The sequence below is a fragment of the Pseudomonas sp. TWR3-1-1 genome (genome assembly GCF_049896545.1).
Classification (GTDB): domain Bacteria; phylum Pseudomonadota; class Gammaproteobacteria; order Pseudomonadales; family Pseudomonadaceae; genus Aquipseudomonas; species Aquipseudomonas weihenstephanensis.
Window position 1 is genome coordinate 610,824 of the sequence record NZ_JAFCUO010000002.1, and the last position, 13,549, is coordinate 624,372.

A 13,549-nucleotide genomic window follows, 5' to 3' on the forward strand; every position below is an offset into this window, starting at 1 on the left:
ACCACTTCTGTTATATCGCAACTACATATCTCAGAAGTGAGAGTGTCAATGCATGTCGATTTAGAGGTCGAGGAGGGTGGCCTTGAATCTCTTCCTCGTTTTCAACGCGCGAGTGCTCAGGCTTCTCAGCTGCATCGGTTGGGGGCTGGACTGGCGGGTTTAAGCCTCGTCGCCTGAGTCGGTGTGGCCTTGCGGTACAACTTAAAAAAGGTTTCATCCGCTCTAGCCCATACCTTCTAGCCCGTGAGGCTGACAGTTTGCGTTAATCGACTACCCTTATTTTTTGACGTCTGAAATGAGGGAGGATGACTGATGCTCGCGCAACTGCCACCAGCTTTACAGAATCTTAAAATTCCACTTCGCCTGAAGCTCTGGGATGGACATGAACTGGATCTGGGGCCAACCCCCAGCGTGACCATTGTGGTCAAGGATCCGAAGATCGTTTCTGAGTTCATGCATCCCAGTCTCGACTTGTTGGGCAGTGCGTTCGTCGAAGGTCGACTGGAACTGGCTGAAGGGTCAATCAGCGAAGTCGTACGCGTGTGCGATGAACTCAGCCAAGCGTTGCTCGACGAGGATGATGACAGCACACCCGCGCGCAACTACCACGACAAGGCAACGGACGCAGCGTCCATTTCCTACCATTACGACCTGTCTAACGCCTTCTATCAGTTATGGCTGGACCGCGAGATGGTCTATTCCTGCGGGTATTTTGAGACCGGTGAAGAGAGCCTGGATGAAGCTCAGCAAGCCAAGTTTCGCCACTTGTGCCGAAAACTTCGGCTCAAGCCAGGTGAGTACCTGCTGGATGTCGGCTGTGGCTGGGGCGGGTTGGCACGTTTTGCAGCACGCGAATTCGGGGTCAAGGTGTTTGGTATCACCCTGAGCAAAGAGCAACTCGCGTTGGCTCAAGAACGGGTCAAGGCAGAAGGTCTGCAAGACAAGGTCGATCTGCAACTGCTCGACTACCGTGACCTGCCACAAGATGGCCGCTTCGACAAAATTGTCAGCGTGGGGATGTTTGAGCACGTCGGCCACGCCAACCTGCGAGAGTACTGCCAAGTATTGTTCAACGCAGTGCGCGAAGGTGGTTTGGTGATGAACCACGGCATTACTGCCAAACACACCGACGGGCGCCAAGTGGGTCGCGGTGCGGGGGAGTTTATCGAGCGCTATGTGTTTCCTAACGGCGAATTACCGCACTTGTCGATGATCAGTGCACACATCAGCGAGGCTGGACTGGAAGTGGTCGATGTCGAGAGTTTGCGTTTGCATTACGCGCGCACGCTGGAGCATTGGAGTCAGCGCCTTGAACAAAACCTTGAGGCGGCTGCCAAGCAAGTGCCAGAGCAGACATTAAGGATTTGGCGTCTGTACCTTGCTGGCTGCGCATATGCGTTTGCGCGTGGCTGGATCAACATCCATCAGATCCTCGCCGCCAAACCATATGCCGACGGTTCGCTTGAGCTGCCATCGACGAGGGCCGATATTTATCGTTGAGCGGTCGAGATTTCGGTGATTGTCAAAGGGCCGTGTCACTCAGTGACACAGCCCTTTTTTATAGAACAGGCGAAACCAGGCGCGCCACACGCATGCCAAGTTGCTGCAAACGGTGCGTGGTTTTGATGTCGTCTTCGGTGATTTCACGCGCCAGGGCAAAGTCGTCCAGCAGCATATGTTCGACTTCGCGGGCAAACGCTTCGTCGACCGTCAGCAGCATCACTTCAAAGTTCAGGCGGAACGAGCGGTTGTCCATATTGGCGCTGCCGACTGCACTGATTTCGTTGTCGACCAGCACAACCTTCTGATGAATGAACCCTGGCTGGTAGCGGAACATTTTCACCCCGGCACGCACCGCCTCGAATGCATACAGGCTGGAGGCCGCATACACAATTTTATGGTCGGGCCGTGAGGGAATGAGGATGCGTACATCCACCCCGCGCAACACGGCAAGCCTCAATGCGGAAAAAACCGCTTCATCCGGCACGAAGTAAGGCGTTGTTATCCACACCCGTTCAGTGGCGGCATGGATGGCTTCAACAAAAAACAGTGAGCAAGTTTCGTACGGATCGGCTGGCCCGCTGGCTAGAAATTGGCACAGTACACCGCCTTCCGGGTAAGCCTGCGGCAGGATCAACGGCGGTAGTTTGCGCGCAGCCCAGAACCAGTCTTCGGCGAACGACTCTTGCAGGCACGCCACCACCGGCCCGCAGACCTCGACGTGGGTATCGCGCCACGGAGACAGAGGCGGTTTGGCTCCCAAGTATTCATCGCCAACGTTATGCCCGCCGACAAACCCTTTCACACCATCCACCACAACCACTTTGCGGTGGTTACGAAAGTTGACCTGAAAGCGACTGATCCAGCCGCCGCGGGTGGCAAATGCTTGCGCTTGAACGCCCCCCGCACGCAATGACTCGGCATAACTATTGGGCAAAGAATGACTGCCAATGCTGTCGTACAACACATACACCTGCACCCCTTGAGCCGCTTTTTCGAGCAGCAGGGCATGCAGTTTCATGCCAAGGTCGTCGTCATGAATGATAAAAAACTGCACCAGGACCACCTGTTCGGCGGTGCGGATGGCTTCAAAAATAGCGTTGAAGGTCGCTGTGCCATTAATCAGTAAGCTCACCTGATTGTTCGCCAGGCACGGCATGCGGCCTAACCTGGGCATCGCGCGCAAGGAGGTGTAGGCCTTTGAGTTACGTGCGGCAAGGGCTTCCTCGACCCAAGGTCGCCAGTCCAGATCTGCGATGGCTTCACGCATTTCCTGATTGGCCTGACGTCTGGCGCGGATGTAATCGTCGAAGGTGCTACGGCCAAAAATCAAATACGGGATGAGCGTGAAGTAGGGAATGAAGAACAACGACATGGCCCAGGCAATTGCACCTTGAGCGGTTCTCACGGTTAATACCGCGTGCACGGCGGCAATCAAACCCAAGGTGTGGATCAATAAAATCAGATAACCGAAAACGTGCGGGCCGAGATAATCCATGCGTATCCTTGCTCCTCAATGTGTGACGCTGCGTACTAAAAGACCACGTTGTGCAATGAATGTCCCTAAATGTTTGCTGATGCAACGCTTGCTGTTTTTCAACGTCTAACCCCCACATATGCGTAGGAGCTACTTGATGAATGTTCGTCTGCTTGGGCTGCTCATGGCCTGTGGTTTATCGATACCTGTGGCTCAAGCCCAAATGCTGCAACCGGGTCTTTGGGAGCTGACCACCAGCAATATGCAAGTCGATGGCCAACAGCTTCCTGACCTGCAAGTGATGTTGGGCCAATTGCAATCCATGTTGACCCCGGAGCAACAGGCGCAATTGGAAAATCAAGGGATCACCGTTGGGGGTAAAGGTGTGCGGGTATGCCTGACGCCTGAGCAGGTCAAATCAGATGCAATCCCGCTGACAGATCCGAAGTCCGGTTGTAATCAGCAGATCACTGAGCGTAGTGGAAATCAGTGGAAGTTTCGCTTTAGTTGCCCAAAAGTCCAAGGCGCAGGGGTTGCCACATTTGCCAGCGACAGAGAGTTTAGTTCCCAAGTAAACGGCACGTTCAACGCCACGGGTGTTCAGCAAAAAGGCAGCATGGATACCCGTGCGGTATGGCTGGGCCAAAACTGTGGAACCGTCAAACCTCGTACATGATTCAAGCTGTCCGCGCACTGGGCCCATCAGTGCGCGGAACGCCCTCTAGGCATTTCGCCAATTCCAGCGACTCTCAGCCACCGCATCGTGGCTGTGCAAACTCTCGGCATGCACCACCTTAAGGTTGAAGCCTTTTATCCCCGCTGTACTTTTCAGCACGACATTCAAGCGTCGCGCAGCATCCTCACAAAACATTAAATTTTGCCCATTGGCTAATGCGAAGGCTTGTTCGTCTGCGCGTTTTACGGCTGTTTGTACTGCTGTGCCCAGGGCTGTTTCTGCTTCATCAATGATGTTGTTGATCGGAAAACTTTGCAGCTCGCGACCGAGATGCAGCTGCAAGTGAGCCGTGCTTCTCTGGCTATGCGGGGTAGCCACAATGCCTTGAGTACTGCCAAGCCATGTCAACACTTCGGCGTGATGGAGTGGTTTGTTCGCGAAGTCATCGACAAATTGTTGTTGGATAAGTTGGCGTGCTAACGCGGCTGAACAAGGGCAAGTGGATGAATAGTCCACGTCGATTTTTAGTTCCACGTGGAACATTCCATTTTTCAGTGAAGCTTCGATGCTGACTGGATAGCTCTTCCATCCACTTAATGCGCTGACTAATGCGGGTCGTTTCAACAGCACCTGCGTGTGGATTCTTAGGTAGGCACAGATGGATAAATCGTCATGCGAGTCCAAAAACTGCTGCAAAATTTTCTTCAAAAGTAGCGGGTTCAGAGCCTGCGAATCTAAAACTTCGAGCGCTAAATATAAGCGCGACATATGGATGCCACGTGCCTCGCCGTCATCAAGGCTGACACCGGCATCGGCGGTTGCGGCTAAACGCTGACCATTTATCACAACAGGCAGCGCAATGCCGCACATGCCGACCCATTCCAGCGGAACAGTTTGTCGGGCGTTTTGTGAGGCAATGTCGGGGAGAGTAAGGGCGTTCATAAAAGATTCCATCCAGGGGGAAAAGGGTAGCGTTACAAGATAACAATTCTAATGCTTTGTATTGTTATAATGTATCATTCATGGCGATTTGATCATCGCCCCCACGAGCGGGCGCTTTGACCTGCCGACCCTGATGAGGAACTTCCATGCCTAATCGTCTACCCGTGACAGTGCTGTCTGGTTTTCTCGGTGCAGGAAAAAGCACCCTGCTCAATTACATTCTGCGTAACCGCGACAACTTGCGCGTCGCGGTCATCGTGAATGACATGAGTGAAATCAATATTGATGGTGCCCAGGTTCAGCGCGATGTGAGCCTGAACCGGGCAGAAGAAAAATTGGTCGAAATGAGCAATGGCTGCATTTGCTGCACCCTGCGTGAAGACTTGCTGGAAGAGGTCAGCAAACTGGCCAAGGAAGGTCGATTTGATTATTTATTGATCGAGTCCACAGGCATTTCTGAACCGCTGCCTGTCGCAGAAACCTTCACGTTTCGAGACGACGAGGGCCAAAGCCTGGCCGACATCGCGCGCCTCGATACGATGGTCACTGTCGTTGATGGCCTGAATTTTTTACACGATTACCAGGCCGCCGAAAGCCTTGGCACGCGCGGTGAGACATTGGGGGAGGAAGATGAGCGCTCGATCACTGATCTTTTAATCGAACAAATCGAGTTTGCCGACGTTATTTTGGTCAGCAAAATAGACCTCATCAGCCGTGTTGAGCGTCAGGAATTGATGGCCATTCTTCAACGACTGAATGCTCAGGCTGAAATCATTGCAATGGTCATGGGTGAAGTCCCGCTGAATAAAATTCTGGATACGGGGCGTTTTGATTTCGAGCGCGCAGCTCAAGCGCCGGGCTGGTTGCAAGAACTGCGCGGTGAACATGTGCCTGAAACCGAAGAATATGGCATTGCCTCGACGGCTTACTGGGCACGTCGACCTTTTCACCCGGAACGTTTTTTTAATTTTATTGATCGACCCTGGACGAACGGTAAATTGCTGCGCTCCAAGGGTTTTTTCTGGTTGGCCAGCAAGTACCAGGAAGCTGGCAGTTGGTCACAGGCGGGCGGTTTAATGCGCTATGGATATGCCGGGCGCTGGTGGCGATTTGTACCCCGTGATCAGTGGCCGCAAGAGGCAGATGCCAAGGCCGAAATCCTCAAAAAATGGCTGCCCGACACCGCTGACTGTCGTCAGGAATTGGTCTTTATTGGCCAACATATCGACTTCAATCAGCTCACACATGAACTCGATTCCTGCCTGTTGACTGATGAAGAGATGGCCTTGGGTGTAGAGGGCTGGCAGCAGATGAGCGACCCGTTTGGTGGCTGGTATGACGAGGTGGCCGCCTGATGAATGCCTTCGCTTGCAGCCCGAACATGACGATAAAACAGGTCTGTGGGGCCACTCCCCACATCCTCACGCGCGTACTGGATGAAGACGTCAATTTGGCCGTCTGGCAGCGCCACTTGCCTGTGCATATTGCTGATTTCAGCGATTTACTGCTGTCGTTGGATGAGCCTTTGGCGGATGCCTTGAGCCTGGAAATGAACGATGAAAACGCTCAGCCCAACCTTCATGGGCTTGCCCACAGGTTCAACGATTTGGAAGGCTATGAAAGCTTCATGGCGGATGTTGCCTGGTTGGTCAGCGCCTACGCTTGTTTGTTAGGCGCCAAACGCATTGGGCTGCGTCTCAGGGCCTTGGATAAGGCCATGTGCCCACGCTTTCACGTTGATCATGTGCCAGCCCGCCTGATCACCACCTACGCAGGGCAGGGCAGTCAGTGGCTCGCCGAGGGCGTGATGGCACGTCAGCAACTGGGCCAGGCGCAGGCAGAGCCGACTCAAGCAGCGTTGATTGAGCAACTGAACACGGGAGATGTGGCGCTGCTTAAAGGCGAAAAGTGGCAAGGCAACGAGGGTGCAGGGTTGATCCATCGTTCGCCTGCGCTGCAAGCCGGCGAACGACGGCTGATTTTGACCCTGGATTGGCTGGCCTGAGGCATATTGCAACCTTCAATCCCTACAGAAGCGTTTGATGATGCTGCACAACATCCCTACACATGTGATCGCCGGGCCGCTGGGCGCAGGCAAAACCAGTCTGATTCAGCACCTGATGGCCCAGAAACCTGTGCACGAACGTTGGGCGGTACTGGTGAATGAGTTCGGTCAAATAGGTCTGGATGCTGCTTTGATGGGCCAAAGCGGTGATGCAATCGCTATTACTGAAGTCGCGGGCGGCTGTGTCTGTTGTGTGAACGGTGCGCCTTTTCAGATTGGTTTGAGCCGTCTGTTACGTCAGGCAAAGCCTGATCGCTTATTCATTGAGCCTTCGGGTCTCGGGCATCCTGCACAAATCCTCAAGCAGCTCAGCGCTGCGCCCTGGTTAGGTGTTTTAGCCTTGCAGCCGTGCGTAATAGTGCTGGATGCCGAGGCGTTAGCCTTGGGTAAACCGGTGCCTGCAACCCAACAAGAAGCCTTGAAAATGGCCGGTTTAGTGGTCATGAATAAATCTAATAGTGTCCAAAATGAGCAACGTGAGCAGATTGCATGCAGCCTGCCAAAGCGCCCTGTTTTATGGACCGAGCAGGGCTACATCCCGCTAAATACGCTGCCTGTAGCCACTATGAGTGATATTCATGCTGTGGATAACTCATTGATTTATAAGGATTTTAATTCAGTACCAAGCGTTTTTTCTGACCCGCAGACCCCTTTCGTGATGACGCAACAGCAGCCTGAGGCGTGGAGTATTGGCTGGAAATGGCACGCCTCACTGCTATTTGACCTGGTGCTGCTCAATCATTGGCTTCAGGGGCTGAACTGGCTGCGCGCCAAGCTCGTTGTGCATGCGCCCTCAGGGTGGTTTTCAGTCAATTGCCTCGAAAACAGTCTCCAATCCTGGAAAGCCAGCGAGTGGCGCACCGATTCGCGCATTGAATTGATCTTCGAAAGCCCTCAGGACCTGAATTCACTCAAAAAAGGGCTGCAAGACTGCCTCATTCATCCCCTGTAGGCATTCACGGTTAACGCGGGCGCACTTGCTGAATGAGCTGTCGGCCCTGATCGATTTCGGGGCTGATTTTGGATTAATACGCCATTTTGTACTGGTAAAGTTGTCCTACAATTTTTGTTTTTGCCATCTGTTTTAACCTCCTTGAAGTGTCTATTTCAAAGGTTTCAGCGCTTTTGGCGGGGTTTTACGGGAAGTTATCCACAGGGGAACTAAAAAGGCGAGAAAGAGGCACTCAGGCAGGCAGCGCTCCTCGAGATTCATCATTGGGGCGGTTTGGTGTGCTCCTGGCGCCATTGGCTCAGCTCAATAATTTTTGCGCTGGGGATGTCGCGATGCTCAGGCTCAGGTTGTGCTTGAAACGGGTAGGGTGCCAGCTCGATCTTCGCGCTGTGGGCACCAAATTGAGTGATGGTGCCAGCATGGCGTTGATCGCCGGTGACGGTGAACTCAAAGTTATACACACGGGCCAAGCGTCGATTGCCCTTGGCGTCCGCAATGAATCCGATTTTCTTGAGGGCCACGTTTTCATCGAGCAATTCGATGTCGAGCTTGTTGCAGTGCTGTTTGACGCGCTCCAGCGCTCGCTCGCGCATACCGTGGTTGTGCCACAGCCAGGCAGCAGCAGTGGCCAGTAGCATCAGCACAAACATATTTCCAAGGGTCAGCATGACGTGGGCTCCAACAGAATAGGCTCAGCTTAACTGCGTCTTCAGCCTGTCGTACAGGTTGCTTTTCGTCGCATACTGCGTGGCTTGAATCCACCCGCAGTCTGGAATCCGGCATGAAACGTACGCCTCACTTACTTGCTATCCAATCCCACGTGGTTTTCGGCCATGCCGGCAACAGCGCAGCCGTATTTCCTATGCAGCGCGTGGGTGTAAATGTATGGCCCTTGAACACGGTTCAGTTCTCGAACCACACTCAGTATGGTCAGTGGACTGGCGAAGTGCTGGCCCCTGAGCAAATTCCTGCGCTGGTTGACGGTATTGCCGCGATTGGCGAACTGGGTAACTGCGATGCAGTGTTATCTGGCTATTTGGGGAGCGCGGCACAGGGTCGGGCCATCCTCAGCGGGGTCGCGCGCATTAAGGCGGTTAACCCCAATGCGCTTTACCTGTGCGACCCCGTTATGGGGCACCCGGAGAAAGGCTGCATCGTGCCGTACGAAGTCAGTGATTTTCTGCTGAATGAGGCGGCCGCAGTAGCGGATTTTCTGTGTCCTAACCAGCTGGAACTGGACAGCTTCTGTGGTCGCCATCCGCAATCGCTGTTCGATTGCCTGGCGATGGCGCGCAGCATGCTGGCACGCGGGCCCAAAGCGGTACTGGTCAAGCACCTGTCATACCCCGGCAAGCCTGAAGAAAGTTTTGAGATGTTGCTGGTGACGAATGACGGGAGCTGGCACCTGCGCCGCCCGTTATTAGCGTTTCCGCGCCAGCCTGTAGGCGTGGGTGACCTGACGTCCGGCTTATTCCTGGCACGGATACTGTTGGGAGACAGCCTGGTGGCCGCATTTGAATTTTCGGCATCGGCGGTGCATGAAGTGCTGCTCGAAACCCAGGCATGTGCCAGTTACGAGCTGCAATTGGTGCGTGCTCAAGACCGTATTGCTCACCCGCGTGTGCGCTTTGAGGCTACGCCGATCAACCTGTAATCCTTGCCCTAGGGGCATCGTCGCGCCCTGTAGGCGCTGCCGAGGCACGAGGCTGCTCGGGCGCGAAGCGGTCGTAAACCGGATGAGTGCGGTGTGTCTGAGGCACTGCGTTGAATGGTTTACCACGGCTGCGCCGCTGGACGCAGCCTCGCACTCCTCGTCAGCGACAGGTTTTATCTGCGCGATGCTGGACCGGTGGCAAAAGGCCTAGACCGTTTCGTCTTTCAATTCCCGATAGCGTTTTTCCAGCTCCTGGCGGATCTGGCGACGCTGTTTGCCTTGAATAAAGCGGCGTTTGTCTTCGCTGTTAACGGGTTGCAAAGGCGGAACAGTCGCCGGTTTGCGGTCGTCGTCCACTGCCACCATCGTGAAAAAACAGCTGTTGGTGTGGCGCACCGAGCGCTCACGAATGTTTTCAGTGACGACTTTGATCCCCACTTCCATCGACGTGTTGCCGGTGTAATTGACCGAGGCCAGAAAGGTCACCAGCTCGCCGACATGAATCGGCTCACGAAAAATAACCTGGTCCACGGACAAAGTGACCACATAACGCCCGGCATAGCGGCTGGCGCACGCGTAGGCGACTTCGTCGAGGTATTTGAGCAGGGTTCCGCCGTGAACATTGCCAGAAAAATTGGCCATGTCCGGGGTCATCAAGACCGTCATCGACAGTTGGGCGTTTCCGGGTTCCATAGCAGCAGGCTCGCGGTAGTGTTGCAGCAGTGAAATGGGTATCTCTGTGGATACTTTTCGATTTTTTGAAACAGACAGGAACGGGACGCTACCGTTTGGGCTGTCGTCACGCTCTGGCGTACATGTTTCCATATATTGCGCCGCCTTTCTGCGTTAAGTCCCGGTGTTAACCTGCCAAAGCCCGTTTAGCGGGTATTTCCTACACTTAAAACAGTCGATACATACTGCGAGACTCGCTGTGTCTGTCGTTCTGTTGTCGGGCAGCACCCACACAAGGAGGCGACACGCCATGCATGCCATCAGCTTTATTCAGGATCTGGCAGTCATCATGTTGGTCGCAGGTGTGGTGACTATTCTTTTTCACCGTTTTAAACAGCCCGTGGTGCTGGGTTACATCGTGGCGGGTTTTATTATTGGCCCGCACACGCCGCCATTCGGTCTGATTCATGACGAAGAAACCATCAAAACCCTGGCTGAGCTGGGGGTTATTTTTTTGATGTTCTGCCTGGGGCTGGAGTTCAGCCTGCGCAAGTTATTCAAAGTGGGTGCCACGGCCTTTATTGCGGCGTTCATGGAAATCACCCTGATGATCTGGATCGGCTATGAAATTGGCCGCTGGTTCGACTGGAACACGATGGATTCGCTGTTTTTGGGCGCCATTTTGGCCATTTCATCGACCACCATCATCGTTAAAGCGCTCAATGACCTGAAAATGAAAAACGAGCGCTTTGCGCAGCTGATTTTCGGTGTGCTGATCGTTGAAGACATTCTGGGCATCGGCATTATTGCGTTGCTGTCGAGCATTGCCGTCAGCGGCAGCGTCAGCCCGGAAGAAGTGTTCTCCACCGTTGGCAAGCTGTCGTTGTTCATGATTGTGGCGCTGGTCATCGGTATCTTGCTGGTGCCACGCGTTTTGGCCTATGTGGCCAAATTTGAAAGCAATGAAATGCTGCTGATTACCGTGCTCGGGCTGTGTTTTGGTTTTTGCCTGCTGGTGGTCAAGCTGGAATACAGCATGGTCCTGGGCGCTTTTTTAATCGGCGCGATCATGGCTGAATCACGGCAACTGCTGAATATCGAAAGGCTGATCGAGCCTGTGCGCGATTTGTTCAGCGCGATCTTTTTTGTCGCCATCGGTTTGATGCTCGATCCCGCCATCTTGTGGGAATACGCCTTACCCATTGTCGTCATCACCTGTGCAGTGGTACTGGGCAAGATGCTGTCCTGTGGGTTAGGTGCTTTTATCGCCGGTAATGATGGACGCACCTCTCTGAGAGTCGGGATGGGCCTCTCTCAGATCGGAGAGTTTTCGTTCATCATCGCGGCACTGGGCATGACCTTGCAGGTCACCAGCAGCTTCCTGTACCCCGTGGCGGTTGCTGTGTCTGTGCTGACGACCTTGATGACGCCTTACTTGATTCGTGCCGCAGATCCGCTTTCGCTCAAGCTGGCGCAGGTCATGCCAAACCGGGTGTCGCGGGTTTTTGCTCTGTATGGCGAGTGGTTGAGGAGCATCCAGCCACAGGGCGAGGGTGCTTTATTGGCGGCGATGATCAGAAAAATCCTGCTACAGGTGGGCGTCAATCTGGCGTTGGTTATCGCGATTTTCTTTGCGGGCGGGTATTTCGCCCCCCGCATTGCAGATTATTTACAGGGCTGGGTGATGAAATCGAGCTGGCAAAACGGCTTGATTTGGGGCGCTGCCTTACTGTTGTCGTTACCGTTCCTGATCGCGGCATATCGCAAGCTCAAGGCGCTGTCGATGCTCTTGGCGGAGATGGGGGTTAAACCCGAAATGGCGGGGCGTCACACGCAACGCGTGCGCCGGGTGATCGCTGAGGTGATTCCGATCTTGTCGCTACTGGTGATTTTTTTATTGCTGTCGGCATTGTCTGCCAGCATCTTGCCGACCAATGAATTGCTGATTGTGATTGCGGTCGTGGCGGCGGGAGTGGCGGCAGTGTTGTGGCGCTGGTTTGTGCGCATCCACACGCGCATGCAAGTTGCGCTGTTGGAGACGCTGGACAATCACAAGGAGACAGGGCACTAGCGGCACTGTCCTGAGTTTTTGTAGGAGCGAGCAAGCTCGCTCCTACAAAAGAAAATCAGCTTTCCAGCCAGACATCCCGTGCCCAGTGCCAGACCGATTCCCAGGTTTCTTCGGTCACCAACTCTTCTTCTGCGGACCACAGCACCACGGTGCCATCTTCCTCCACGCAGTAATAGTCGTCGCCGTCCTGACAAATCGGGATCAGCTCACGTGGGACGCCAGCATCCCATGCAGTGGCTGCGACATCTGGCAGGTAGGTATGGGATTGTGGGTCGGTCACGGTGACCGGTTCCAGGCTGCCATACACCACGTCGCTGACGGTCAGCAGAAACTCTTTGAACACAAAGGGGATGTCGATGAACAGTTGTTCTTCGATTTCCACCAGTTGATCGTCATCAGGCAGTTCCAGAGGAACAGGCACAGGTTCGTTCTTTTCACGCAGTTCTTCGATGATCTCTTCCACGACCTCAATCCTCATACTCTATGGCGCGGTTTATATGACGCGCTTTATACAGTAGCTCGTTATAAGTGCAATCGTGAAATGCAAAGCCCCGGACAAGTCCGGGGCTTTGGGTGTTGCGTGTGGAGCGCAGGGATCAGCCGTTCTGACGGATACCGGCTACAAGCCAAGGTTGGTTTTCGCCTTGAGCGCGTTCCATGTTCCAGCTCTCGCTGAAGGTTTCGCCTTGGTCAAAACGCGACGTTTTCGAGAGGCCGCTGAAAGTCAGGGTCGCGATGGTTTTGTCGGCGCGATCATCCAGGCCGTCCAGCTGAACGGTCAGGTTATCGATGTAGGTTGAGTTGAAGCCATCACCCAGATCCGCGCGCTCACGCTTGAGGAAATCGAGCATTTGCGGGGTAACGAACTCGGCGATTTTATCCATTTCGTTGGCATCCCAGTGCTGTTGCAGGGATTGGAAATGGTTACGCGCGGCTTCCAGAAAGCTCTGCTCGTTGAACCACGCCGGGGCGTTGATCACCGGGCGTGCTGGCGCCGCTGAAGCACCGCCGCCGAAGATTGATGTTGGCGCAGGCTTGGCGTCGAATACTTCGCGCTGCATGGGTGCGTGACCCGCTGGTGCCATGTCAGCCTGTTGCTTGCGGCGACGAGCGGCGATAAAGCGGAAAATCACGAACGCGATGACAGCCATGATCAGGATGTCGAAGATTTGCATGCCCTGGAAGCCACCGCCCATGAACATGGACGCGAGCAGGCCGCCAGCAGCGATGCCGGCCAGAGGGCCGAGCCAGCGAGAAGCACCACCGGCTTTTGCGGCTGCGCCGGCGGCAGCAGGGGCTGCGGCAGGAGAGGCAGGAGCGGCTTGGCGAGTTTGGTGGCTTGGGGCCGAACCAAAGCTTTTACCGCCGCCGAAGCGCTTGGCGTTTGCGTCGAGGCTCATCGTCAAGCCGATGCACAACGCCATGGCGATGCTAAGAAAACGTTTCATAAAGGGAATTCCCATTTGTGGATGACACGCGCGCCATGTTGCACAGGTGAGGTGTGACTGGCTAGCAGTGAAATGTTTCGGGCTTTTGCCTA

At 54.4% G+C, this 13,549-nt stretch carries 13 protein-coding genes; 7 read left to right on the plus strand and 6 right to left on the minus strand.

Annotated features, from left to right (window positions below; all coding sequences use genetic code 11):
- Window positions 1-312 precede the first annotated feature (312 nt).
- Window positions 313-1,500: a C17 cyclopropane fatty acid synthase CfaB gene (cfaB, locus tag ACP7A4_RS08360; RefSeq protein ID WP_059766104.1), complete on the plus strand. Its 1,188-nt coding sequence runs from the start codon at window positions 313-315 to the stop codon at window positions 1,498-1,500.
- Window positions 1,501-1,558: 58 nt separating this feature from the next.
- Here cfaB and cls read toward each other — a convergent pair whose 3' ends face one another.
- Window positions 1,559-2,998, minus strand: a complete 1,440-nt coding sequence (gene cls / locus ACP7A4_RS08365) for a cardiolipin synthase (RefSeq protein ID WP_203302122.1) — start codon at window positions 2,996-2,998, stop codon at window positions 1,559-1,561.
- 136 nt (window positions 2,999-3,134) lie between these two features.
- Here cls and ACP7A4_RS08370 point away from each other — a divergent pair, with 136 nt between their 5' ends.
- The gene (locus ACP7A4_RS08370) at window positions 3,135-3,653 is read left to right on the plus strand and encodes a DUF3617 domain-containing protein (protein WP_203302123.1); all 519 of its coding nucleotides are present in this window, start codon (window positions 3,135-3,137) and stop codon (window positions 3,651-3,653) included.
- Between the two features lie 45 nt (window positions 3,654-3,698).
- On the opposite strand, the gene folE2 is transcribed toward ACP7A4_RS08370, so the two are convergent.
- Window positions 3,699-4,595 (minus strand): GTP cyclohydrolase FolE2, encoded by an 897-nt coding sequence (gene folE2, locus ACP7A4_RS08375; RefSeq protein ID WP_059766110.1) that lies wholly within the window; start codon window positions 4,593-4,595, stop codon window positions 3,699-3,701.
- 146 nt (window positions 4,596-4,741) lie between these two features.
- Between folE2 and zigA the strand changes: the two genes are divergently transcribed.
- The 3 genes from zigA to ACP7A4_RS08390 are packed head-to-tail and all read left to right on the plus strand — an operon-like array spanning window position 4,742 to window position 7,612.
- Window positions 4,742-5,950, plus strand: a complete 1,209-nt coding sequence (gene zigA, locus ACP7A4_RS08380) for a zinc metallochaperone GTPase ZigA (protein WP_426246345.1) — start codon at window positions 4,742-4,744, stop codon at window positions 5,948-5,950.
- Entirely contained in the window at window positions 5,950-6,600 is a 651-nt protein-coding gene (locus tag ACP7A4_RS08385; RefSeq protein WP_426246347.1) for a DUF1826 domain-containing protein, read from the plus strand. The genes zigA and ACP7A4_RS08385 overlap by 1 nt, the downstream gene beginning before the upstream one ends.
- Window positions 6,601-6,640: 40 nt before the next feature.
- Window positions 6,641-7,612: a CobW family GTP-binding protein gene (locus ACP7A4_RS08390; protein ID WP_426246403.1), complete on the plus strand. Its 972-nt coding sequence runs from the start codon at window positions 6,641-6,643 to the stop codon at window positions 7,610-7,612.
- A gap of 260 nt (window positions 7,613-7,872) precedes the next feature.
- Here ACP7A4_RS08390 and ACP7A4_RS08395 read toward each other — a convergent pair whose 3' ends face one another.
- Complete coding sequence (locus ACP7A4_RS08395) at window positions 7,873-8,280, minus strand: DUF3301 domain-containing protein (RefSeq protein WP_059766117.1); 408 nt, start codon at window positions 8,278-8,280, stop codon at window positions 7,873-7,875.
- 113 nt (window positions 8,281-8,393) lie between these two features.
- On the opposite strand from ACP7A4_RS08395, the gene pdxY reads away from it, so the two are divergent.
- Window positions 8,394-9,266, plus strand: a complete 873-nt coding sequence (gene pdxY, locus ACP7A4_RS08400; protein WP_426246349.1) for a pyridoxal kinase PdxY — start codon at window positions 8,394-8,396, stop codon at window positions 9,264-9,266.
- A 207-nt stretch (window positions 9,267-9,473) separates the two neighbouring features.
- Here the strand turns inward: pdxY and ACP7A4_RS08405 are convergent, their stop codons facing one another.
- On the minus strand, window positions 9,474-9,959 hold the full coding sequence (locus tag ACP7A4_RS08405) for an acyl-CoA thioesterase (RefSeq protein ID WP_059766119.1): 486 nt from the start codon (window positions 9,957-9,959) through the stop codon (window positions 9,474-9,476).
- Window positions 9,960-10,248: 289 nt separating this feature from the next.
- Between ACP7A4_RS08405 and ACP7A4_RS08410 the strand changes: the two genes are divergently transcribed.
- On the plus strand, window positions 10,249-12,009 hold the full coding sequence (locus ACP7A4_RS08410) for a cation:proton antiporter (RefSeq protein ID WP_059766122.1): 1,761 nt from the start codon (window positions 10,249-10,251) through the stop codon (window positions 12,007-12,009).
- Between the two features lie 55 nt (window positions 12,010-12,064).
- On the opposite strand, the gene ACP7A4_RS08415 is transcribed toward ACP7A4_RS08410, so the two are convergent.
- Window positions 12,065-12,472 carry an SMI1/KNR4 family protein gene (locus tag ACP7A4_RS08415; RefSeq protein WP_048402655.1) on the minus strand — a complete coding sequence of 136 codons (408 nt, stop codon included), beginning with the start codon at window positions 12,470-12,472 and terminating at the stop codon, window positions 12,065-12,067.
- A 133-nt stretch (window positions 12,473-12,605) separates the two neighbouring features.
- Complete coding sequence (locus ACP7A4_RS08420) at window positions 12,606-13,457, minus strand: Tim44 domain-containing protein (protein ID WP_048363745.1); 852 nt, start codon at window positions 13,455-13,457, stop codon at window positions 12,606-12,608.
- Window positions 13,458-13,549 lie beyond the last annotated feature (92 nt).

Excerpts from the sequence above, each read along its gene's own strand:
- ACP7A4_RS08420 (WP_048363745.1), bottom strand. The coding sequence starts at position 13,457 with ATGAAACGTTTTCTTAGCATCGCCATGGCGTTGTGCATCGGCTTGACG.
- ACP7A4_RS08410 (WP_059766122.1), top strand. The coding sequence starts at position 10,249 with ATGCATGCCATCAGCTTTATTCAGGATCTGGCAGTCATCATGTTGGTC.
- ACP7A4_RS08405 (WP_059766119.1), bottom strand. The coding sequence starts at position 9,959 with ATGGAACCCGGAAACGCCCAACTGTCGATGACGGTCTTGATGACCCCG.
- ACP7A4_RS08395 (WP_059766117.1), bottom strand. The coding sequence starts at position 8,280 with ATGCTGACCCTTGGAAATATGTTTGTGCTGATGCTACTGGCCACTGCT.
- pdxY (WP_426246349.1), top strand. The coding sequence starts at position 8,394 with ATGAAACGTACGCCTCACTTACTTGCTATCCAATCCCACGTGGTTTTC.
- folE2 (WP_059766110.1), bottom strand. The coding sequence starts at position 4,595 with ATGAACGCCCTTACTCTCCCCGACATTGCCTCACAAAACGCCCGACAA.
- cfaB (WP_059766104.1), top strand. The coding sequence starts at position 313 with ATGCTCGCGCAACTGCCACCAGCTTTACAGAATCTTAAAATTCCACTT.
- zigA (WP_426246345.1), top strand. The coding sequence starts at position 4,742 with ATGCCTAATCGTCTACCCGTGACAGTGCTGTCTGGTTTTCTCGGTGCA.
- cls (WP_203302122.1), bottom strand. The coding sequence starts at position 2,998 with ATGGATTATCTCGGCCCGCACGTTTTCGGTTATCTGATTTTATTGATC.
- ACP7A4_RS08385 (WP_426246347.1), top strand. The coding sequence starts at position 5,950 with ATGAATGCCTTCGCTTGCAGCCCGAACATGACGATAAAACAGGTCTGT.
- ACP7A4_RS08390 (WP_426246403.1), top strand. The coding sequence starts at position 6,641 with ATGCTGCACAACATCCCTACACATGTGATCGCCGGGCCGCTGGGCGCA.
- ACP7A4_RS08370 (WP_203302123.1), top strand. The coding sequence starts at position 3,135 with ATGAATGTTCGTCTGCTTGGGCTGCTCATGGCCTGTGGTTTATCGATA.